14 protein-coding genes and 3 pseudogenes are annotated in these 22,536 nt (G+C 72.2%); 7 read left to right on the top strand and 10 right to left on the bottom strand.

The features are described from left to right. The first annotated feature begins 48 nt into the window (after positions 1 to 48). From purL to grxD, 4 genes are read left to right on the top strand one after another with little or no spacing between them, the layout of a single operon-like run. Entirely contained in the window at positions 49 to 2,274 is a 2,226-nt protein-coding gene (purL, locus tag MMR14E_RS10620) for a phosphoribosylformylglycinamidine synthase subunit PurL (RefSeq protein WP_331314094.1), read from the top strand. A gap of 26 nt (positions 2,275 to 2,300) precedes the next feature. Further along, entirely contained in the window at positions 2,301 to 2,537 is a 237-nt protein-coding gene (locus MMR14E_RS10615; RefSeq protein ID WP_007568343.1) for a BolA family protein, read from the top strand. 23 nt (positions 2,538 to 2,560) lie between these two features. Then, positions 2,561 to 3,436: a DUF29 family protein gene (locus MMR14E_RS10610; RefSeq protein ID WP_331314092.1), complete on the top strand. Its 876-nt coding sequence runs from the start codon at positions 2,561 to 2,563 to the stop codon at positions 3,434 to 3,436. A gap of 14 nt (positions 3,437 to 3,450) precedes the next feature. Continuing rightward, positions 3,451 to 3,789: a Grx4 family monothiol glutaredoxin gene (grxD, locus tag MMR14E_RS10605; protein WP_012318124.1), complete on the top strand. Its 339-nt coding sequence runs from the start codon at positions 3,451 to 3,453 to the stop codon at positions 3,787 to 3,789. 171 nt (positions 3,790 to 3,960) lie between these two features. Here grxD and MMR14E_RS10600 read toward each other — a convergent pair whose 3' ends face one another. Beyond that, positions 3,961 to 4,617 carry a class I SAM-dependent methyltransferase gene (locus MMR14E_RS10600; protein ID WP_331314091.1) on the bottom strand — a complete coding sequence of 219 codons (657 nt, stop codon included), beginning with the start codon at positions 4,615 to 4,617 and terminating at the stop codon, positions 3,961 to 3,963. 98 nt (positions 4,618 to 4,715) lie between these two features. Between MMR14E_RS10600 and rlmN the strand changes: the two genes are divergently transcribed. Next, the gene (gene rlmN, locus MMR14E_RS10595; RefSeq protein ID WP_331314090.1) at positions 4,716 to 5,990 is read left to right on the top strand and encodes a 23S rRNA (adenine(2503)-C(2))-methyltransferase RlmN; all 1,275 of its coding nucleotides are present in this window, start codon (positions 4,716 to 4,718) and stop codon (positions 5,988 to 5,990) included. Positions 5,991 to 6,094: 104 nt separating this feature from the next. On the opposite strand, the gene MMR14E_RS10590 is transcribed toward rlmN, so the two are convergent. The 4 genes from MMR14E_RS10590 to MMR14E_RS10575 form a co-directional block, all read right to left on the bottom strand. Next, positions 6,095 to 7,219: a mechanosensitive ion channel family protein gene (locus MMR14E_RS10590; RefSeq protein ID WP_331314089.1), complete on the bottom strand. Its 1,125-nt coding sequence runs from the start codon at positions 7,217 to 7,219 to the stop codon at positions 6,095 to 6,097. Positions 7,220 to 7,358: 139 nt separating this feature from the next. After that, positions 7,359 to 11,900 carry an alpha-2-macroglobulin gene (locus MMR14E_RS10585; protein WP_331314087.1) on the bottom strand — a complete coding sequence of 1,514 codons (4,542 nt, stop codon included), beginning with the start codon at positions 11,898 to 11,900 and terminating at the stop codon, positions 7,359 to 7,361. A gap of 578 nt (positions 11,901 to 12,478) precedes the next feature. Next, positions 12,479 to 12,778: an antibiotic biosynthesis monooxygenase family protein gene (locus MMR14E_RS10580; protein WP_042673072.1), complete on the bottom strand. Its 300-nt coding sequence runs from the start codon at positions 12,776 to 12,778 to the stop codon at positions 12,479 to 12,481. Between the two features lie 16 nt (positions 12,779 to 12,794). After that, on the bottom strand, positions 12,795 to 13,655 hold the full coding sequence (locus MMR14E_RS10575; RefSeq protein WP_331314413.1) for a Kdo hydroxylase family protein: 861 nt from the start codon (positions 13,653 to 13,655) through the stop codon (positions 12,795 to 12,797). 206 nt (positions 13,656 to 13,861) lie between these two features. Here MMR14E_RS10575 and MMR14E_RS10570 point away from each other — a divergent pair, with 206 nt between their 5' ends. Next, positions 13,862 to 14,311, top strand: a complete 450-nt coding sequence (locus MMR14E_RS10570; RefSeq protein WP_331314083.1) for an RNA polymerase subunit sigma-70 — start codon at positions 13,862 to 13,864, stop codon at positions 14,309 to 14,311. A 139-nt stretch (positions 14,312 to 14,450) separates the two neighbouring features. On the opposite strand, the gene MMR14E_RS10565 is transcribed toward MMR14E_RS10570, so the two are convergent. Further along, a complete protein-coding gene (locus tag MMR14E_RS10565) occupies positions 14,451 to 15,449 on the bottom strand; it encodes a GNAT family N-acetyltransferase (protein ID WP_331314412.1) in 999 nt (332 codons plus the stop codon). A 171-nt stretch (positions 15,450 to 15,620) separates the two neighbouring features. Continuing rightward, positions 15,621 to 16,103, bottom strand: a complete 483-nt coding sequence (locus MMR14E_RS10560) for an Hsp20 family protein (RefSeq protein WP_331314082.1) — start codon at positions 16,101 to 16,103, stop codon at positions 15,621 to 15,623. A gap of 251 nt (positions 16,104 to 16,354) precedes the next feature. Here MMR14E_RS10560 and MMR14E_RS10555 point away from each other — a divergent pair. After that, a pseudogene (locus MMR14E_RS10555) lies at positions 16,355 to 17,113 on the top strand (alpha/beta fold hydrolase); the annotation flags it as partial. On the opposite strand, the pseudogene MMR14E_RS10550 reads toward MMR14E_RS10555, so the two are convergent. From MMR14E_RS10550 to MMR14E_RS10540, 3 genes and pseudogenes are all read right to left on the bottom strand, one after another. Beyond that, positions 17,105 to 18,184 (bottom strand): annotated as a pseudogene (locus tag MMR14E_RS10550) (MraY family glycosyltransferase); the annotation flags it as partial. The pseudogenes MMR14E_RS10555 and MMR14E_RS10550 overlap by 9 nt on opposite strands. A 40-nt stretch (positions 18,185 to 18,224) precedes the next feature. Beyond that, positions 18,225 to 19,818: pseudogene (locus tag MMR14E_RS10545) on the bottom strand (methyl-accepting chemotaxis protein). A 112-nt stretch (positions 19,819 to 19,930) separates the two neighbouring features. Beyond that, a complete protein-coding gene (locus MMR14E_RS10540; RefSeq protein WP_331314081.1) occupies positions 19,931 to 21,973 on the bottom strand; it encodes a protein meaA in 2,043 nt (680 codons plus the stop codon). Positions 21,974 to 22,536: the final 563 nt, after the last annotated feature.

Genomic DNA, 22,536 nt, shown 5'->3' with positions numbered 1-22,536 from the left:
GTCGAGGGCCCCGCCGGGGCTCCCGGACCGCCCTCGTCGAGACCGCCCATGTTCCGCAACGACGTTCCGATCACCCCCGAGCTCGTGGCCCAGCACGGCCTGACGCCGGACGAGTACGAGCGCTTCCGCGGCCTGATCGGGCGCGACCCGACGCTGACCGAGCTCGGCATCGTCTCGGCGATGTGGAACGAGCACTGTTCCTACAAATCCTCCCGCAAGCACCTGCGCGGCCTGCCGACCTCGGCGCCGTGGGTTATCCAGGGCCCGGGCGAGAACGCCGGCGTCATCGACATCGGCGACGGCCACGCCTGCGTCTTCAAGATGGAGAGCCACAACCACCCGAGCTACATCGAGCCCTACCAGGGCGCGGCGACCGGCGTGGGCGGCATCCTGCGCGACGTCTTCACCATGGGCGCGCGGCCGATCGCGGCGCTCAACGCCCTGCGCTTCGGCTCCCCCGACCACCCGCGCACCCGCAGCCTCGTCTCGGGCGTGGTCGCGGGCGTCGGCGGCTACGGCAACTCCTTCGGCGTGCCGACGGTCGGCGGCCTGACCGGCTTCCACAAGCGCTACGACGGCAACATCCTGGTCAACGCCATGGCGGTGGGCCTCGCCCGCACCGACGGCATCTTCTACGCGGCCGCCGCCGGCGTCGGGAACCCGATCGTCTATCTCGGCTCCAAGACCGGCCGCGACGGCATCCACGGCGCCACCATGGCGTCGGCCGAGTTCGACGAGGAATCCGAGTCGAAGCGCCCGACCGTGCAGGTCGGCGACCCCTTCGCAGAGAAGCTGCTGCTGGAGGCCTGCCTGGAGCTGATGGCCTCCGGCGCGGTCATCGCCATCCAGGACATGGGCGCGGCCGGCCTCACCTGCTCGGCGGTCGAGATGGGCGCCAAGGGCGACCTCGGCGTCGAGCTCGACATCGACAAGGTCCCGGCCCGCGAAGAGGGCATGACCCCCTACGAGATGATGCTCTCGGAGAGCCAGGAGCGCATGCTCATGGTGCTCAAGCCCGGCATGGAGGCCGAGGCCCAGGCGATCTTCGTGAAGTGGGGCCTCGACTTCGCGGTGATCGGCCGGACCACCGACACGCTGCGCTTCGTCATCAAGTGGCACGGCGAGACCGTGGCCGACCTGCCGATCAAGGAGCTCGGCGACGAGGCCCCGCTCTACGACCGGCCGCACCTCGCCAACACGCACCAGCCCGTGGTCGCGGCCGCCGACGTCCCGGCGCCGGCCTCGCTCACCGACGCGCTGAAGCGCCTCGTCGGCTCCCCCGACCTCGCCTCGAAGCGCTGGGTGTTCGAGCAGTACGACCACTTCATCTTAGGGAACACCGTCCAGAAGCCCGGCGGCGACGCCGCGATCGTCCGGGTCGAGGACGGGCCGAAGGGCCTCGCGCTGACCTGCGACGTGACCCCGCGCTACTGCGAGGCCGACCCGGTCGAGGGCGGCCGGCAGGCCGTGGCCGAGGCGTGGCGCAACATCACGGCGGTGGGGGCCAAGCCGCTGGCCATCACCGACAATCTGAACTTCGGCAACCCGGAGAAGCCCGAGGTGATGGGCCAGCTCGTCGGCTGCCTCCAGGGCATCGGCGAGGCCTGCCGGGCGCTGGACTTCCCGGTCGTGTCGGGCAACGTCTCGCTCTACAACGAGACCAACGGCGTCGGCATCCTGCCGACCCCGACCATCGGCGGCGTCGGCGTGCTGGACGACGTGGCGCGCCACGCGACGATCGCCCTCAAGCGGGAAGGCGACGTGCTGGTGCTGATCGGGGCGAGCGAGGGCTGGCTCGGCCAGTCGAGCTACCTGTCGGTGATCGAGGGCCGCGAGGAGGGCGCGCCGCCGCCCGTCGACCTCGCGCTGGAGCGCCGCAACGGCGACTTCGTCCGCGGCCTGATCCAGGCGGGCACCGTCGACACGGTCCACGACCTCGCGGATGGCGGCCTCGCCGTCGCGCTCGCCGAGATGGCGATGGCGGGCCGGATCGGCGCGGCGCTCTCCGACGTGCCGGTGGACCTGCCGCCCCACGCCTACCTGTTCGGCGAGGATCAGGGCCGCTACCTGCTGGCGGTGCGGCCGGAGGCGGCCACCGACCTCCTCGCGGCCGCCGCTTCCCAGGGCGTGGCGGCCGCGTCGGTCGGCGTCACCGGCTCCGACCGTTTGACCCTGCCGGGCGGCGAGACCATATCGCTCGCCGACCTCACCGCGGCGCACGAGGGCTGGCTGCCCGACTACATGGCGAGCCAGCCGGCCGCGCCGGCCGCCTGAGCCCCGTTCTGACGAGGAGTTTCCCGATGCCGATGGATGCGGGCGAGATCGAGCGCATGATCCGCGAGGCCCTGCCGGACGCGCAGGTGGAGATCCGCGACCTCGCGGGCGACGGCGACCACTACGCCGCCACCGTCCTGTCGGCGGCCTTCAAGGGCAAGACCCGCGTGGCGCAGCACCAGATGGTCTACGGCGCCCTCCAGGGCCGGATGGGCGGCGTGCTCCACGCCCTTGCGCTGACCACGGGCGTCCCGCAGGATTGAGGAGAAGACCCTCAGGCGTCGCGATGAGTCTCAAACCGTCTGTCGTCATCGAACGCGTACGGCCGGCGACCTGGGGGGAAACCTTCGCCCGGGAACGCGGACTTCTCGGCGCCTTGCTGCACGATTCATCCCTCTTCGCGGGCGTTCGTCCTTTGGTCGCGCCCGACGATTTCTCGATCGGCCTCCACGAGCGCCTGTTCGAGGCCATGCCCAAGATCGTTGAGGCGGACGGAGCGATCGATCGTGACGCGATCCCCGATGCGCTCGGCACTTATGCTTGGGATGCGGAAGGCGGGATCGACGCTTGGCTCGACCGTCTGCTTGCCGAGCGTGCTCCGGCTTCCGATGCGATAAGGAACGCGCTCGATATCCACGCCGACGCAGAGCTGCGACGTGAGCAGCCTGAACTGATCGACAGCGACACCGTGGCGTGGTGCCATCAACAGGTCGCCCTGCTCGCACAGCTCGCCGAGCGGTCCGACCCTCTCTCACAGCAGATCGACTGGCAGAACATCGTTCAGGAGCTCCTCTACGTGGGCCGCTCGCAAGTCAGCGGCGTGGTCCGCAAGATGGAGCTGGTTTTCGAGCACTTGGTGAAACTTCTGTCCGACCCGAACGCGCCCAGCCGCAATCACTGGCGGATCGAGATCGACGCGTTTCTGCTCCGGGTCTCCCATGAGGCGAAGCCATCGATGCGTCGGTTGATCGACTTGAACGCGGCTTGGCGGCGCGGCGTGTCCGATGCCGCTGCCAGCCTATCGCAACACGCGATCCGCGTGCCGCGGGACCTGCCGCAGGAGTGCCCGTTCAGCTACGAGGATCTGACCACGGGCACGCTGCCCGTTGCCGGCCTCCTTGAGAAGCTGGCCGGGACCGTCGATATGAAGCCAACCGAATAAACCCGAGGTACCCGATGACCGACGTCAACACGACCATCCAGAACGAGATCGCCTCCCAGGACGTGGTGGTGTTCATGAAGGGCACGCCGCAGATGCCGCAATGCGGTTTCTCGGGGCAGGTGGTACAGATCCTCAACTACCTCGGCGTGCCGTTCAAGGGCGTGAACGTCCTGGCCGACCAGGAGATCCGCGAGGGCATCAAGGCCTTCTCGAACTGGCCGACCATCCCGCAGATCTACGTGAAGGGCGAGTTCGTCGGCGGCTGCGACATCACCCGCGAGATGTTCCAGTCGGGTGAGCTGCAGACCTTCCTGTCCGAGAAGGGCGTGCCGGTGAAGACGGCCGCCGCCTGATTCTTTTACGACTTGGCACGTTGGATGAGGGCGCCTGCGGGCGCCCTTTTTCGTGCCCGTCTTTGCGAGCGCAGCGAAGCAATCCAGTTGCGCCACGCTCGCCGACCTTGCGCTGCCCTGGGTTGCTTCGCTGCGCTCGCAAAGACGGTGAAGCCCCACGGCGATGGCCCGTCAGCGCGGCTCCCGCGCCACGAACAGCGCCACGCAGCCGACGACCGTGATCTCCACCGACCGGAACCGCCGGTCGAGCGCCGCGCGCAGGTCCGGCAAGGTGTCGGCGGCGTTCGAGAACACCCCCTTGCGGTTGTAGACCCGCATCAGCGCCCGCGCCGCCCCCGTGGCCGGGACGCCCCCCGACAGGATCGTGGCGCCGAACACCGCGCCGCCGTCGGCGAGGCACGGCCGCAAAGTGTCGAAGGCCTTGGCCTTCGCGGCGATGTCGCCCGGCAGGCAGTGCAGCAGGTAGGTCATCCCGATCGAGTCGAACGGCGCGAGGCCGGTGACCGGGGCGCCGAGGACGTCGACCCGGTAGGTCTCGGGCCGGTAGCGCGCGATCCGGTCGGCCGCGAAGGCGAGGCTGTCGGCGTTGAGGTCCATCAGGCCGATGCGCGGTGTGGCGGACGGGAACCGGCAGCGGTCGAGGTACCAGCCGGTCCCGACCCCGACGTCGAGATGGGCGCGGCCCGCGTGCCGGTCGTAGAGATCGAGGATCCGCGCCGTGGGGCAGCGCCAGATCAGCGGGTTCGACAGGCGCAGCACGACGAGGTCGTAGAGCCGCAGCGTCCGCGGATTGTAGATCGCCTGCCCGGCGCGGGTATCGGTCGCCATGGCTCTCCGTCAGGGCCGCTCTGGGCGGCGCGCATTCGCATTCGCCGCGGGGATCGCCTATATCAGACCCTTTCCAACGTATGGATCGTTTGAACGCCATGGCGACGCCGTCGCTCGACAGCGCCCGCGCGGCCGATGCCGCGATCGAGAAGGCGCCGGATCTCCTCCCCGAGGCGCTGCCCGGCCGCCGGCCGTCGCTGGTCGGCCTGACCCGCGACGCCCTCAAGGCGCAGCTCGTCGGCATGGGCGTGCCCGAGCGCGAGAGCCGGATGCGCGCCGGCCAGGTCTGGCACTGGGTGAATTTCCGCGGGGCGTCCGATTTCGCCGAGATGACCAATGTCGGCAAGGCGCTGAAGGCGCAGCTCGCCGAGCACTTCACCCTGGAGCGGCCCGAGGTGGCGAGCCGGCAGGTCTCCCGCGACGGCACCCGCAAGTGGTTGCTGCGCATGGCGCCGACCAACCGGCAGGAGCACAACCGCGGCGCCGAGATCGAGTGCGTCTACATTCCCGGCCCGGACCGCGGCACGCTCTGCGTGTCCTCCCAGGTCGGCTGCACGCTGACCTGCTCGTTCTGCCACACCGGCACGCAGCGCCTCGTGCGCAACCTGTCGGCGGCCGAGATCGTCCAGCAGCTCGTCACCGCCCGGGACGAGCTCGGCGACTGGCCCGGCCAGATGCCGAGCCGCGACGCCGGCGGCTCCGGCGAGGTCGGCCGGCTCGTGACCAACATCGTGTTCATGGGCATGGGCGAGCCCCTCTACAATCTCGACGCCGTGGTCGACGCGGTCGGGGTGATGTCGGATCAGGAGGGGCTCGGCCTGTCCCGCCGCCGGATCACGGTCTCGACCTCGGGGGTCGTGCCGCAGATCCCCCGGCTCGGCGAGCAGGCCAACGCCATGCTGGCGATCTCGCTCCACGCCGTGCGCGACGACCTGCGCGCCGAGCTGGTGCCGCTCAACCGCAAGTACCCGATCGCCGAGTTGCTCGCCGCCTGCCGCGCCTATCCGGGCCTGAGCAACGCCCGCCGGATCACCTTCGAGTACGTGATGCTCAAGGGCGTCAACGATTCGGATGCGGATGCCCGCGAGCTGGTCCGCCTGCTCAAGGGCATCCCGGCCAAGATCAACCTGATCCCGTTCAACCCCTGGCCGGGCAGCCGCTACGAATGCTCCGACTGGGACCGGATCGAGCGCTTCTCCGAGATCGTGTTCAACGCCGGCTACGCCTCGCCGGTGCGCACGCCCCGGGGCCGGGACATCCTGGCCGCCTGCGGTCAGCTCAAGAGTGAGACCGAGAAGCTGCGCGCCCGCGCCCGGCTGATGCAGGAGGAGGGCATCGGCGTGGAGAGCTTCTACGCGGGCGCCGACGACTGACACCCGTCCTTGCGAGCGGAGCGCAGCGATCCAGAGCAGCGCCCCGTTCACCGCTGTCGCCGCCGCCCCGGGTCGCTTCGCTGCGCTCGCGATGACGGGGTGGCTCACGCAGCAAAACGTCGCGCGTCAGCTCTGCGCAGCGGCGCCTCCTCGGCGCCGACCCACTCCGTCCGGTGCCGCGGCAGAGCCTCCGGGTGCTCGGCCTGGAGCCACGTGATCATCGCCTCGCGGACCACGCAGCGCAGGTCCCAGGCCTGGGGCGCGTTGCGGGCGCTCACCAGCATCCGGATCTCGATCGTCGATTCCTTCGCGTCCGAGACCTGGAGGTTCACCACCTTGCCGTCCCACAGGGGCGTGGCCCTGGCGATCTCGGCGAGCTTCTCGCGCATCGCCGCCACCGGCGCCCGATGGTCGACGTAGAGGAAGACGCTGCCGATCAGCGAGGCGCCGTCGCGGGTCCAGTTCTGGAACGGCTTCTGGATGAAGTAGGTCAGCGGCAGGACCAGCCGGCGCCAGTCCCAGAGGCGGACCACCACGTAGGTCGCGGTGATCTCCTCGACCCAGCCCCACTCGTTCTCGACGATGATCGCGTCCTCGATCCGGATCGGCTGCGTGATGGCGATCTGGATGCCGGCCACGAGGTTCGACAGGACCGGCTGCATGGCCAGCCCGAGGACGAGGCCCGCCGCGCCCGCCGAGGCCAGCAGGCTGACGCCGTACTGTCGCACCGGCTCGAAGGTCATCAGCGCCACCGAGAGGGTGACGAGGGCCACCAGCGTCACGCCGGCCCGCTCCAGGATGCGCATCTGCGTGAAGTGCTTGCGCGCCAGGAGGTTGTCCTCGGCGTCGAGCTTGAACCGCCGCAGGTAGATCACCGTGGCGATGTGGAGCGCGGTGGCGCAGCACCAGCCGGTCAGCGTCACGAAGGCGACCAGCAGGATCTGGTTGAGGGCGATCCGCACCTCCCAGGACAGGTGCACGGTGGTCGAGGCGAGGCTGATCGCCACCACGATCAGGCCGAGGCGGCTCGGCCCGCGGGTGCGCGACACCAGCGAGCGCCAGAACAGGCTCTTGCCCGAGACAGCCCGCTTCATCGCCCGGTAGACGACCCCGTGCAGGGGCATCACCACGGCGCAGCAGGCGACGATGAGGATCAGGCTCTCGGCCCACCACGGCAGGTAGGCCAGCGCGCGGGCTGCGGAGCCGGCGAGCGCGTCGAGGTCCGGCATCGGGCATCGCTCCACGGGTTCCGAACGGGACCCATGGGAATGGGTGGGCGCTCGCGGGGGTTCCGCACCGCACCATGTGCCCGCCGCAACGCAGCGACCCGGCGCGGCGGCTTGCGACCCCGACTCGACTTGGCCGCGCCTACTTCGCTGCCCCGACCGTCACGCTGCCCGAGGCGGTCCGGCCGAACCGCGCCGGCCGGTACATGTCCTCCACCGTCGCGCCCGGATGGACGTAGGTCCCGGGCGAGACCGCCCGCACCGTGTAGGCCACCGTGAAGAAGGCCGACTGGCTCGGGTCGCGATCGTAGGCCGCGACGAAGCGGTCGTCCCGGAACTCGGTGTGGACAGGCTGGACGTCGGACTTGGCGAAGGCGAGCCCCTGGAGCGCGTCGGCGTCGAGGAGCTTCGGGTTGTCGATCTCCAGCCCCGCCGGCAGCGGATCGACCAGCAGCAGCCGCGCGGCCTCCGCCTTGGCCTCGGTGACCTTGAGCACCACCACGAGCCGGTCGTTCTGGCGCAGGCCGCTCGCCGGGTCGACGGTGCTGCCGTCCAGCCGGCGGAAGCTGCGCTCGATCGTGTAGCCCTGCTGCGCCGCCGGCTCCGGCACCAGGGGACTGCCGTTGACGGTCACGGCCACCTGCACCGGGCTGCGGCCGGTATTGGTGAGCTGAACGCCCCGGTCGGCCAGGGCCGCCTCCCGGTAGACCCGGGCCAGCATCCCGGTCTGCGGGGCGCCGTCCAGGGTGAACGAGAGGGCGCCCGCCTCGTTCGACAGGCTCTCGGCGGCGAGCACCATCCAGGCATTCTCCTGCGTGCTCGTCGGCCGGTCGGCCTGCTGCTCCTCGCCGAGCACGGAAGCCGCGGGGCCCAGCGCCCCCTGCGCCAGCCCGCTCTCGGCGGCGAGCGTGATCAGCCCGGCCCCGTCGCGCAGCCGGGAGCCGTAATCGGCGCGGTAGACACCCTTGTCGCGCTCGGCGCGCAGCGCGGCGAGCGCCGAGTCCATCGCCTTGGCGGCCCGGCCGCGGTCACCCAGCAGCGCCAGGGCGGCGGCGAGCTGCGCGCGCCCGAGGGCGGAGGAGAAGTCGCTGATCTTGGTGTCGGCGAGGTAGCGCAGGTCGCCCATCACCGGCCGGCCGTTCCGGGCGAGCACGTAGGCCGCGTAGGCGAGGTCGGCGCCGCCGCCCCGCACCTCGGTGGCGTTGGCCACGGCGTTGCGCAGGTAGTCGAGGGCCTGGGCGAAGGCCTTCTGCGGCACCCCGAAGCCGCGCTCGCGGGCGCGGGTCAGGAAGTCGGTCACGTAGGCGTCGAGCCAGAGGTCGCTCGACCCCTGCGCCGACCAGAGGCCGAAATCGCCGCTCGAATCCTGGCGGGCGAGCAGGCGCTCGATCGATTCGCGCACCCTTTCGTCCGCGCCCGCGTCGAGGGCGAGCTTCTCCAGGGCCGCGAGCTTGTTGACGTAGAGCAGCGGCATCGCCCGGCTCACCACCTGCTCGGAGCAGCCGTAGGGGTAGCGGTCGAGCGCCCGGAGCAGGGCCGCCACGTCGACCCCCGGCAGGGCCGTGGCCGAGAGCGAGACGCTGCCGGTGCCGGGCTGCAGGTCGGCGAGGAGGTCCGAGGTCAGCGTCAGGTTCGCCCCGGGGGCGAGGCTGCGCACCGAGCGGCGCAGCAGGGCGCCGGTCCCCGGCGCGATACCGAGCGAGAAACTCTGGTTCAGGGCGGCCGGGAGGCCGGGCCCCGACAGGGCGAGGTCGAGGCGGGCCGTGCCGGGTCCGGCGGCGGTGAGGGGAATCGCGAACTGGCCCTTGGCGCCGGCCTCCAGCCGCAGCGTCTGGCGCAGCGCGCTGGCGCCGACCACGACCGGGCCGGTCGGGTTCAGATCGACCGTGTACTCGCCCGCACGCCCCTCGACATTGTCGAGGGCGACGAACAGGCGCGAGCGGTCGCCGGTGTCGAGGAAGCGCGGCAGCGTGGCGCTGAGCACGACCGGGTCGCGGATGATCACGTCGGCCTGCGCCTGCCCGACCCGGTCGCCGCTCCAGGCGGTGACCATGACGCGGCCGGTGCCGTTGAAGGCCGGGATCGGGAAGGTGACGCTGGCCGCGCCGTCCGGCCCCACGGTCACGACCCCCGAATAGAGCGCCAGCGGCGCCTGGGTCGGCGGCGAATCGGCCAGCTCGCCGCCGCCCGCGTCGCCGCCGGAGCGGATCGCCCCGGCCGAGCCCTGCATGCCGTCGATCAGGTAGCCGTAGAGGTCGCGGACCTCCGGCCCGAGCGCCCGCTGGCCGAGGAAGTACTGGGTCGGGTCCGGCGCCGCGTAGCGGGTCAGGTTGAGGATGCCGACATCGACCAGGGCCACGGTGATCCGCGCCGGCTCGCCGACCTTCAGACCGGTGAGCTGGACCGGCAGGGTCAGGTCCTGGCGCGGGCGCGCCCGCTCCGGCGCCTTCAGGGCGACCCCGAGGCTGCGCCGCTCCCGGTCGACCGAGAACCACGCCAGACCCAGCGCCCGGCCCGGCAGGCGCTTGGCCGCCTGGTCGAGGGGCCGGTAGGCTGTGGCCACCAGGTAGGCACCGGCGCCCCACTCGGCCTTCACCGGGATGCTGACCGTGGTGCCGCCCTCCGGCACGCTGACCTCCAGGGTCTGGTGCACGCGGTCGCTGACGACCATCAGGCTGGCCTGCCCCTTGAACTTCGGGCTGAGCTTGGCCCGCAGCGTGTCGCCGGCCGCGTAGGCGGCCCTGTCGAGGGTCAAGTCGAGCAGGTCGGGCGCCTCGGCGGTCTCGGAGCCGCCCCAGCCCACCTCGAAGCCGAGGCTCGCGCTCGCCTCCGGGGCGCCCGCGGTCGAGACCTCCAGCCGGTAGCGGCCGAGGCCGACCGGCGCCTCGATCCGGCTCGGGCCGGCGGCCGTGAGGTCGACGGTGCCGCTGGCGACGCGCCGGGCGGACTTGACCGCCTCGAACGACCAGCGCCCGTCCGCCCGGTACCACTGGTAGGAGGAATCGATCCGCGACAGGGTCCAGGTCACGCCCGGCCGGGCCAGGAGCGCCCCGTCGGGGCGCGCGAACACCGCGTCGAAGCCCGCGATCCCGCCCTCCTTGAGGTCGGTGAAGCCCTTGCGCAGGGCCAGCACCGGGTTGGCCGGGAGGATCGGCAGGGTCAGGCTGCGCGACAGCGCCCGGCCGCCGGGCTCGCCGACCGCCAGCGTGATCTTCGCCTCCAGCGCCCGCGGCGCCGCGACCTGCGGCACCGGCACCGAGACGGTGGCGGCGCCCTGCGCGCTCGTGGTGGCGTGGTCCTGCAGCTCCTGGGTCGCCGGCTCGACCGCCTCGTCGTCGAGACCGATGGAATAGGTCTCCAGCCCCTTGATGCCGCTGGTGGCCGCCGCCTGCACGGTGACGCTGCCCGACACGTCGAGATCGGCGCCCGGGGCGCCGTAGAGGTAGCGGGCGGCGACGTCGACCTGCGCGGCCTCGCCCCGGTTCAGGGCCGCTTGCCGGGCCTTGAGGGTCACCTCCAGGCGCTCGGGGACGTAATCCTCCACGAGGAAGCTGGTCTCGCCGATCGCGGGCGCCTTCGGGTCCGTATAGGCGGAGACCCGCCACGTGCCGTGCATCGCCCCGGACAGGAGCGGCAGCGGCAGGGCGCGGCCGCCGAGCCCCTGGTCGGGCACCGAGACGCGCCGGTACTCGACGCCGTCCGGCCGTCTGACCACCAGGGTCAGCGGCAGGTCCGGCACGGCGGTGCCGCGGGGGTCGCGCAGAAGGGCGGTGAGCTGGACGGTCTCGCCCGTGCGGTAGACCCCGCGCTCCGGGAACAGGTAGGCGTCGAGGCCGCCGGTCTCGGGCCGCCCCTTCACGCCGCGGTCGGTGAGGTCGAAGGCGCCGAGATTGAGGTCGAGGAAGCCGTAATCGCCGCCCGCCTGGGCGACCACGAGGCTCGGCGCCAGGCCACCCTCCCCGCGGGCGAGCCCGGGATCGAAGGCGGCGTGGCCCTGCGCATCCGTGGTCCGGGTGCCCAGCACCTCGTTGTTGCGGGCGATGAGCCGGATCTCGGCGCCCGGCATCACCTGCGCGGAGGCGAGCGAGCGCAGGACCACCGTGACCCCGTCCCGGCCCTTGGTGGCGGTGAGCCCCAGGTCGGAGACCACGAACCACTGGGTCGCTTGGGTGTCGTATTCCTCGTCGGAGGCGGCCACGCCCGACGGGCGGGCCAGCATCACGTAGAGGCCGGGCTCCAGCTTGCCCACGGCCTGGAGGACCGGGAAGGCTGTGACCGCCTCCTGGTTGATCTCGGCCTTGGCGGTGTCGAGGGTGCCCTTCCAGACGCGCTGGCCCTTATCGGACGCGATCGTCCGGGCGGTGGACCCGCTGAGCTGGCCCAGGAAGTCCTCGGACCGCAGGGTCGGCAGCAGGCCGCGGTCGCCGATGCGCAGCACCTCGACGTCGAGCTTGGGCGCGTTCACCGAGACCAGGGGCACGCCCGCCTGGCCGGTCCGGGGCAGGACGTAGTTGCGCCCGGTGAAGCGCACCTGCGGGGCGCGGTCGCGGACGTAGATCTCGTAATCGGCGGCCTTGAGCAGGCTCTCGCCGACCGCGGAGGGCAGGCCCGGGCGGACCACGATGGCGTAGCGGCCGCCGTGCTTGAGCCCGTCGACGCAGACCTGGGAGCCCTCCCCGGTCACGGCGGCCGCGCTGCTGCCCGAGACGGCGACGAAGGGCGCGTAGTCGGTCTTGGGCCGGATCGCCTCCGAGAAGGTGAAGCAGGCCCGCGGGGCGGCCGCGTCGGAATCGACCTTGTAGTCGAGGATGCGGAAGCCGTGCTGAGCCCGCAGGGTCTCGTAGGTCTCCCGGACCGGGGCGGCATCGGCCAGAGCGAGGCTCGCCGCGTAGGCGTCGAGCGCCGGGCGCCAGGATTCCTGCTCGGCCTCCGCGGCGCCGAGGGCGGCCAGCCGGCGCCGGCCGTCGCCGGCCGGGGCGCGGTGCGGGCCGCAGGAGGCGACTGCGCGAGCGGCGACTGGGCGAGCTGGGTCTGGGCGAGCTGGGTCTGGGCGAGCGGCGACTGGGCGAGGGCCGGACCGCTGGCGATCCCTCCGAGGAGCGCCAGGGCACCCGCGAGCCGTCCGAGCCGCGCCATCAGCCTGTTCCCCACCCGCAATCCCGATGATTCGCCCCGGGTCCCGTCGCGCCGGAGCCTAGCACCGGCGGTCGGGCCCGCAACGCTCCGGATCGCTGGAGGCCCTGCCCGGCCCCGCGCCGCGGCTCAGAACGCCTTCAGCACCTGCTCGGCGTGCTCGACCGCCACCGGGCCGGCGAAGCAGTGGGAGACCAGCGCGCGGTAATCCTGCCAGGGCTGCGAGCCGGTGAAGTCCTTGGTGTGGGCCTCCAGCGTGTCCCAGTGGATCAGCAGCCGGTAGCGCTGCGGGTGCTCGATCGAGCGCCGGACCTCGAAGTGCCGGCAGCCCTTGGCCTGCTTGAAGATCGCCGAGGCCTCGGCGATGCCCTTCTCGAACTCGGCCTCCAGGCCGGGCTTGATCTCGATCTGCGCGATTTCGAGGATCATCGGTGCGGTTCCTGTCTCAGGGGCGGAGAGGGCGGCCGAGCTTGGCCGCGAGGATGCGCTGCGGGCTCAAGGCGGGGTCGGCCTGGGCGGAGACCGGCAGGTAGGCGGTCTGCTCAAGCATGTAGCGGCCGCCCATGGCCCCGTGCATGACGAGGTCCGAGAAGGTCACCCAGGTCTCGCTCGGGCGGAACTCCACGTCGGCCTGGGGCGCCGACGCCTGATAGGCCTCGTCCTGCTTGAGAGCGTCGTGCAGGTGCAGCATCAGGTGGTCGTATTCCGAGCGCTTCGCCTTGGTGATGCGCAGCGCCGCGAGCAGGCGCGCCGAGAGCGGCGCGTAGCCCGGCAGCCGCGGCAGGAACCTCTCCGCCATCGACCCGAAATCCTCGCCGACCCGCCAGCGGCGCGCCTCGCCCGCGGGGTTGATGTTGCGGAACACCCGCAGGATCCGCCTCTCGCCGATCGGGTTCGACGGGAAGGCGTCGACGTGCAGGCGCGTGTCGTCGCGCCGCCAGCTCAGCTTGCGCCGGTCGACGTCGAACGGCCGGTAGGAGGTGCCGGCGAGGCTCACCCGGTCGAGGTATTCGGGCAGATGGGTGCCGATCAGGTCGCGGGCGAAGGCGCGGTAGCGGATCAGGAGCTGGCGCAGGGCCTCCTGCTCCTCCGGCGTGCCGGCCGCGCCGCGCAGTTCCGCGGCCTCGCCGCGGATGTTGACGTTCTTGGCCTTGCCGTCCGCGAAGGGCCGCTCGGTGAACCGGCGCTCGAAGTCGCTGAACGGGAAGGGCAGGTCCGGGAACAGCAGCACCGCTCCGGCTTCGAGCTCCCGCGCCAGGGAGCCGGGCGCCTCGCCGGGGGCGACTCTGCGGATCGGGCTGATCATCGTCTGCGCGTTGGCTGCCGTCACGGTTCCGCCCCCTCTAGCGGAGCCGCCGGGGTGAGGCCAGGGCCGCGCATTTCCGGTGGACGGCCGGTGTCATCCACCGGCCCGGCGGAGGGCGCCCGCCCGATCGGCTTGCGCAACCGCTTCGTTCCCGGCACGTTCCCCGGCCAGCACCCGGCCCGAGAGCCCGGCGGAGGATGGCGCCGATGGCGACGTTGAAGGAATTCGAGGAAGCCCTGCGCGAGCACGGCATGAACATGGCGCTGGCGCTCCTGGAGCGCCTGCGCGAGCGCGACCGCGCGACCCGGACGGTGAAGCCCGCCCGGCGGCTGACCGGCCAGAAGATGACCCCGGAACTCGCCCGGGCGATCCTGGACCTGCACGCCACGACCGGCATGACCCAGCAGGAGATCGCCTTCAAGGTCGGGGTCAACCAGGGCCGCGTGAACGAGGTGATCAAGCGCGGCAAGTGGCTGACCGACGACCCGAGCGCCCCGGAGGCCGTGGCCCGCGACAAGGCGGTGGCCCGGTTGCGCGGCGACCCGAAGCCCAAGAAGCCGGCCGCCGCCCGCCCCGCCTCCGCGCGGGCCAAGGAGCGCAAGACGGCCCCGCCGAAGGCGCGCAACCAGGGTCAGCTGGCGCTGGGGGATCTCTGAGGGGCTCCCGCGGCCCCCGTCCTCGCGGGCGGGGCGCAGCAAGCCTGGGCAGCGCGACCCTGCGAAGCGCGGCGACGCTGGATCGCTTCGCTTCGCTCGCGAGGACGGTGCGGGCTCTCGCCTCCGATGGCCCGCGCGCTCACCCGGCCGGCGCGAAATGGCCCCGGTAGCGCGCGCCGATCACCTCGACTGGCAGCGCGACGAACACGTCCGTCGTACCGAACTGGCGGTCGATCACCGCGCCGTCGCCGAAGGTGGCGCCGAGGCGCAGGTAGCCCTTGATCAGGGGCGGCAGCGCCTGGAGCGCGGCCTTGGTATCCACCGCCTCGCGCGGCATCCGGTCCATCGCCACCGCCCGCTCCGGCAGCGCCCGGGCCCGCCAGCCCTCCGGCGCGCGGGCGTGGTGGTGCAGGAAGGCGAGCGGCAGGGCCAGGCGGTCCGGATCGGTCCCCTCGAGGCTCGCGCAGCCGATCAGCGCGTCGATCCGGTGGTGCAGGACGTAGGCGTAGATCCCCTGCCACAGCAGCTCGACGGTCCGCTTGCTCCGGTAGGGCTTGAGCACGCAGGAGCGGCCGAGTTCCAGGAGCCGCCGGTGCCCCTGCGCGGCGAGCAGCGGCGCGAGGTCGTACTCGCTCTCGGAATAGAAGCCGGTGTGCTGCTCGGCCACCGCGCCGCGCAGCAGCCGGTAGGTGCCGACGACCTTCGGGCGCGGCTCGACGAAGGGCTTCTTCCGCCGCGGCGCCGCGTGGTCGAGGACGAGCAGGTGGTCGCAGACCGCGTCGTAGCCGTCGACGTCGCGGCGGGACAGGGCGGCGAGCCCGGAGGGCACCGCCGACATCTCCTCGTAGAAGACCTTGTAGCGCAGCCGCTGGGCCTGCCGGATCTCCGATCTCCGCGTCGCCAGCCGGACCTCGAGGCTGCCGATGCGGCCGAGGCTGCGCCCCTCGAACGGCTCGGGCAGGCGGATCGCCCGCTCGGCCGAAAGCACCTCGTCGATTCCACCCGCGCCCTCGACGCCCGGCCGCGGGGCCGACCGGCGGCGCAGCTTGGCGATCGGCGCGCCGACGCCCCATTGCACGCCCTTGTGCCAGCCGGCTCCGAGCGCGCTGTAGGCTCCGCGGGCGAGATTGGCGACCATGGTCGGGTTCACTCCGGGTGCGCGTCCGTGCACCGTCGAATCCGACAGAGAGCACGATGGCCACACGCCATTATGACAGCCGCCACGAGAAAGCGCCCCGGCCGGGGCCGGGGCGCTCCGAGAGCCTGATCGGGGCCCGATCGGAACCTGACGGTTCCGCCCCGGGCGGGATCAGGCGGCCTGCTGGACCGCGTCCTTGCGGACGTCGCCCTCGATCACCGGGGCGCCGGGGCGCACCGCCGAGGCGATCTCGATGCGACGGGGCTTCTTCGCCTCCGGGACCTCGCGGACGAGGTCGATGTGGAGGAGACCGTTCTCCAGCGCCGCGCCGGTCACCTGGACGTGGTCGGCGAGCTGGAACCGGCGCTCGAAGGCGCGGGCCGCGATGCCCTGGTGCAGGAACTCCGCCTTGCCCTCGGCCTTGCGCTCGCCCTTCAGCGTGAGCGCGTTCTCCCGCACCTCGATCGACAGGTCGGACTCGGTGAAGCCGGCGACCGCGACGGTGATGCGGTAGGCGTTCTCGCCGGTCCGCTCGATGTTGTAGGGCGGGTAGGTCGGGGCCGCCTCGGCGCTCGCGAACTGGTCGAGGGCGGAGAACAGGCGATCGAAGCCGACGGTGGAGCGGTACAGGGGAGCGAGATCGAACTGACGCATGACATATCCTCGTCTGAGCAACATGCAATTCCGGTCCGCCCGATGGGCCGGACCCGTCTCTCGTGCCGCCTGACGGCCGGCACAGACGAGATATCGGAGGGGGAAAATCGCGCTTCAAGACCCCCGGCGAGGGTCGGAAACGAGATTTTTTCGCTACGGTCGCAGGGTGCATCGGAGGGTGCATCGAGCGCGCATCGGGCAGCGCACGCTCGATGCACGGGACGGTGCGCGGAGGCGCTGAGGTGAGGCCAGTGAGACGCTTCGACGGTGACACCGGGCGCGAGCCGCCGCTCCTGACCCTGCGCGGCACGCCCGACAACCCGGTCCCGCCGGGCGGCACGCTGATCGCCGTCGGCACGCGCGACGACTGCACCCTGCGGGCGGCCTACTGGCAGACCACCGCGCGCACCTGCCGGGGCACGGTCTGCCTGCTCCAGGGCCGGGCCGAATTCATCGAGAAGTACTACGAGACGATCCACGAACTGCGCGCCCGGGGCTTCGCGGTCGTGGCCTTCGACTGGCGCGGCCAGGGCGAATCGGACCGCCGGGTCGACGATCCGCACAAGGGCCACGTCGCCCGGTTTGACGATTACCGCCTCGACCTGCGGGCCGTGGCCGAGACGGTCCTGGTGCCGCTGATGCCCGAGCCCCATGTCGGCCTCGCGCATTCCATGGGCGGATGCGTCGCCCTCCTCGCGGCCCTCGACGGCGCGCTGCCGTTCCGGCGGCTGGTGACCCTGGCGCCGATGCTGTCGATCCGGATGGTCCGCTGGCCGGCCGGGGCCGCGATCCTGTCGCGGGTGCTGCAGCGGCTCGGCCTCGGGAGCCGCTACATCCCGTTCGGCAAGCCGGTCTCGATCGCCACCAACCCGTACGCGGGCAACCGCCTGTCGCGGGACCCGGTCCGCTACGCCCGCAACGCCGCGGCGGCCCGGCAGGTCGGTGCCGGCGCGGTCGGCGACCCGACGATCGCGTGGCTCGCCGAGGCGTTCCGCGCGATGGCGCGGCTGCGCGCGGCGGAGCAGGACGGCGACCAGGGCGAGCCCGGCGGCCGACGCGGCGAGCGTGACCGGCCAGGACGGCCAAAGCAAGGTCGCGGCGGCGAGCGCCGCCAGGGCGAGATTGGCCGCGAACACCCGTCCGACCACGCCGGGCACGGTCAGCCCGTTGACGGTGGCCCGCTGGTAATAGTGTTCGCGATGGGCCTCCCAGACCCGCTCGCCCCGCGCCGCCCGCGCGGCGAGGGTCAGGCTGGCATCGGCGAGGTAGACGAGCGGCAGCAGCAGCGCCGCGGCGAGCCCGCCCGCCAGGGCGAGCTGACACAGCAGCCACGCGGTGACGAGCCCGATCGGCAGAGAGCCGACATCCCCGAGGAAGAGCCGCGCGACCGGCCGGTTGAACGGCGCGAAGCCCAGCACCGCGCCCAGCAGGCTCGCCGCCACCAGGGTCGGCAGCGGCGGCAGGTGCCCGGCGAGGCCGACGAGCAGGAGCGCGCCCGCCACCGGGACGATCTCCGCCACCGTCATCCAGTCGAGCCCGTCCATGAAGTTCGTCAGGTTGACGAACCACAGGCCGGCCAGCAGCGCGAGGCCGCGCTCCAGCCAGAGCGGCAGGCCGGGCAGCAGGCGCCCGTCCAGGTGCCAGACCAGCAGGCCGACCACGACGGCCTGCACGGCGAGCCGCAGGGCGGCCGGCAGCGGCCGGACGTCGTCCACGGCACCGAGGACGGCCAGGGCCAGGGCGCCGCCGGCGAGCCAGATCCAGTCCGGCCGCCCGCCGATCTCCGGCGCCGCGATCAGCAGGCCCGAGATCGTGACCAGCGCCGTCACCACGGCGATCCCGCCCCCCTGCGGTGTCGGCACGGTGTGGCTGGAGCGGGCGTTCGGCCGGGCCAGGGCGTAGCGCTGCAGCAGCAGGCGCAGGCGCAGGATCAGGCCCGCCGAGAGGGCGGCGGCGAGGGGTACCGCCAGGAGCAGGATCGCCGTCAGGGCGAACGGCAGGGCGAACGGCAGGGCGAACAGGGCGGGCGGCGCGTCGGGCGGCAAAATGGGCGGCAAGTTGGGCGGCAAGTTGGGCGGCATGGCGCCGTCCTACGCGATCCGCCGCCCGACCGTGAGGGGGCTACGCCGCCCGCACCGTGGCGAGGAAGCGCGCGACCTCGGCCCCGAGATGCTCGGACTGGCGCGACATCTCGCTCGCGGCCCCGAGCACCTGGGCGGCGGCGGCGCCCGTCTCCTCGGCGGACTGGGCGAGGCTCGCGATGGTGCCGGTGACCGCGCCGGTGCCGGCGGCCGCCTCGGCGACGTTGCGGACGATCTCCTGGGTGGCCGCCCCCTGCTGCTCGACGGCGGCCGCGATGCTGGCGGCCACGCCGTCGATCTCGCGGATGCGCCGCCCGATCCCGTCGATCGCCGACGCGGCCTGCCCGGTGGAGGACTGGATCCGGCCGATCTGGCCGGTGATCTCCTCGGTGGCCCGGGCGGTCTGCTCGGCGAGCGCCTTCACCTCCGAGGCGACGACCGCGAAGCCGCGGCCCGCGGCGCCGGCACGCGCCGCCTCGATCGTGGCGTTGAGCGCCAGCAGGTTGGTCTGGGCGGCGATCCCGGAGATCAGCGCCACCACGTCGCCGACCTTCGCGGCCGCGCCGCTCAGGTCCTGGACCAGCGCCACCGTGTTGGTCGCCTCGGCGACGGCGACCCGCGCGAGCTCCGCCGAGCCGCTGACCTGCCGGCCGATCTCCTGTACGGAGGAGCCGAGCTCCTCGGCGGCGGCCGCGACGGTGTTGACGTTGGCGGCGGCGTCGCCCGCCGCGGCCGCCGGATCGAGCGGCTCTTTGAAAGCGCTTTCAGATAGCCAGCGGCCGGGTGGCGGCGCGGCGCTGCGTCTCGGCGTCGGCGCGGGCCAGCGCCGTCTCCGCCTCCAGGGCGCGCGCCCGGACGAGGTTGTCGCGGAACACCACCACGGAGCCCGCCAGCGCCCCGATCTCGTCGCGGCGCTCCTGCCCGGAGATCGCCACCTCGGCGTCGCCCGCCGCGAGGCGCTGCGTCACGGCGGCGATCTTGCGGAGCGGCCCGCTGACGCCGCGGGTCACCAGCACGAAGGCGCCGAGCGCCACCAGCAGGGCGAGGCCGGCGAGCGCCAGCACGTTCCGCTTGGCGGCGTCGTAGGTCTGCGCGATCAGCGTGCCGCTCGCCTGCGATCCGTCGCCGTTCAGGGCGACGAGCTTCTCCCAGTCGGCCATGATGGCGCGGATGCTGTCCGACATCGTCGTGTTGTAGATCCGCTGGCCGCCGGCGACGTCGCCCGCCTCGGCCTTGGCCACCGCCTCCCGCTGCTGCTCGGCGTAGGTGGCCACGTGCTGGCGGAACACCGCGTAGGCCTCGCGCTCGGGCTGGGTCAGCGGCAGGGCCTCGTACCGGGCGTACTGGGCGGCGAGCAGCGCGTCGCGCTTGGCGATCTGGTCGGCGACCTCGGCGCGCAGCGCCGGCGTGTCGGCGGTGATCAGGCGCACGGCGTTGACCCGCTGCCGCATGAAGTTGATGCCGATCCGGCCGAGGGCGTCGGTGGCCGGGATGCGCGTGTCGCGCAGCTGCGCGGCGGCGGACTCGATGCGCCCGAGCTCGGCCAGCGAGAGACCGCTCGTGGCGGCGATCAGCAGCACCAGGGCCGCGAGACACAGGCCGAGCTTGGCCGCGATGGAGATGCCGGCGCGCATAGGTATTGGTCCCCGATCCCGTATCTGGGATCGGAGCCCATGCTTGTCCGATAAACGTTAAAGTTGTTTGGATCCTGCCCGGACCGGCCGACATCCGGGCAGGAACGGTCCGCTAGTAGACCTGTGCCTCCGCGCGCGGCTGATCCGCCGGGCCGTCGCGCCGCTCCAGGCCCTTCTCCACGACCTTGGCGAGCCCGACCATGATCTGGTCGATGGCGTAGTCCTTCGGCGTGTAGACGGCGCGCACGCCCATGTTCTTCAGGACGAGCTCGTCCTCCGGCGAGATGATGCCGCCGACCACCACCGGGACGTGGTCGAGCCCGGCCTCGCGCATCTTGGCGCGGACCTCCCGCACCAGCGGCACGTGGGAGCCGGACAGGATCGACAGGCCGACCACGTGGGCGCCGGTCTCCTTGGCCTTCGCGACGATCTCGGCCGGCGTCTGACGGATGCCGTCGTAGGTGACGTCGAAGCCGACGTCCCGGGCGCGGAGCGCGATCTGCTCGGCGCCGTTGGAATGGCCGTCGAGGCCCGGCTTGCCGACCACGAGCTTCGGCGTCTCGCCCAGCCGCTCGCCGAGATCGGCGATCAGCAGCTTGGCCTCCTCGGCCGCCCCGGACGAGACCGTCTCCAGGGTCACGCCGGTGGGCGCCCGGTACTCGCCGAAGACCGCCCGCAGGCGCGCGCCCCACTCGCCCGTCGTGACGCCGGCCCTGGCGGCCTCGATCGAGGGCGGCATGATGTTGGCGCCGGAGCGCGCCGCCTGCTCCAGGGCGTCGAGGGCCTGGCCCACGGCGCTCTCGTCGCGGCGGCCGCGCCACTCGCGGATCCGGCCCTGCGCCTCCATCTCGACGGTCTCGGAGACGGAGAAGATCGCCCCCTCCCCGGCCGTGAGCGGCGACGGCTCCCCCTGCTGCCACTTGTTGACGCCGACCACGATCTGCTCGCCGGCCTCGATCGCCGAGATCCGCCGCGCGTTGGATTCCACCAGCGCGCGCTTGAGCGCCCCGGTCTCGACCGCCGCGACGGCGCCGCCGATGCCGCCGATCCGCTCCAGCTCGGCGCGGGTCTGCGCCTTCAGTTCCTCGACCTTGGCCTCGATCACGTGGCTGCCGTCGAAGATGTCGTCGTACTCGAGGAGGTCGGTCTCGAAGGCCAGGATCTGCTGCATGCGCATGGACCATTGCTGGTCCCAGGGCCGCGGCAGACCGAGCGCCTCGTTCCAGGCCGGGAGCTGCACCGCGCGGGCGCGGGCGCGCTTGGACAGCGTCACCGCCAGCATCTCGATCAGGATGCGGTGGACGTTGTTCTCCGGCTGCTGCTCGGTGAGCCCCAGCGAGTTCACCTGCACGCCGTAGCGGAAGATGCGCTTCTTCGGGTCGTCGATGCCGTAGCGCTCCCGGGCGATCTCGTCCCAGAGTTCCGAGAACGCCCGCATCTTGCAGATCTCGGTGACGAACCGCAGGCCCGCGTTCACGAAGAACGAGATCCGGCCGAACACCTCGGGGAAGCTCGCGGCGTCGAACTCGGGGTCGTCGCGCACGGTGTCGAGCACCGCGATGGCGATGGCGAGCGCGTAGGATAGCTCCTGGACCGGCGTCGCCCCCGCCTCCTGCAGGTGGTAGGAGCAGACGTTCATCGGATTCCACTTCGGCACGTTCTTCGTGGTGAAGAGGATCACGTCCTTGGTGAGCCGCAGGCTGGGCGCGGGCGGGAACACGTAGGTGCCGCGCGACAGGTACTCCTTGATGATGTCGTTCTGGGTCGTGCCCTGGAGCGCGGCGATCGGCGCGCCCTGCTCCTCGGCCACCGCGAGGTAGAGCGCCAGCAGCCACGGGGCCGTGGCGTTGATCGTCATCGAGGTGTTCATCTGGGCGAGCGGGATGTCCTGGAACAGGGTCCGCATGTCGCCGAGATGCGCGATCGAGACGCCGACCTTGCCGACCTCGCCGCGGGACAGCTCGTGGTCGGGATCGTAGCCGGTCTGGGTCGGCAGGTCGAAGGCGACCGACAGGCCGGTCTGGCCCTTGGCGAGGTTGCCCCGATAGAGCTTGTTGGACTCCGCCGCGGTCGAGTGCCCCGCGTAGGTGCGGATGATCCAGGGCTTGTCGCGGCTCGACTTGTCGCTCCTGGTCTCGGCGACGCTCGCGCCCATTCCTCGCCTCCGTGTGATCTTTGTATCCGCGCGGGGCGCGGCCTTGCGGTCACCGTAGCGAAGGCTTGAGCACGCGTCATCCGGGACGGAAGTGCAAGACGCCCGCGCGGGCATCGGCGGCTCATGAAAAAACTTGCCCGCCGGAACAGCGGGATTTGAAGGTGCCGCGGCGCGCCGCCGGCCGCGTGCCGCCCGCACGCGCGGTCCGGACGGTTGTCCCGGCCCGCTCTGTCAATGCTGGTATAATGTCTACCTGAACTGTACTGCGCGGGACTTGCCGCCGGTCAGGCGCGAGACAGCACGTCTTAACAAGGACTTAGAGGGGCATGTGCTCGCCCAGCGACCGGGAGCAGCGCGGGCCCTCGGCGGCGGAGTCGGGCAAGGTCTCGGGACCGGGCGACCGAGGCCAGCGCCGAATAATACTTGGTCTGCCGGAAAGCCGATTTTGAATACGTGGCTGCGCGCCCTGTGCTCGCGCTTTTTTCATGTCGGAAACCGTCGGCTTTCGACTTTCGGCCCACTTGGACGCCTCCGGCATCGCCGGTATAGCGCGATGGAGAACC

It is taken from the genome of Methylobacterium mesophilicum (assembly GCF_036441335.1).
Classification (GTDB): Bacteria; Pseudomonadota; Alphaproteobacteria; order Rhizobiales; family Beijerinckiaceae; genus Methylobacterium; species Methylobacterium mesophilicum_B.
Note: the sequence above shows the minus strand (reverse complement) of the source record. Positions and strands in the feature narration are given on the sequence as shown.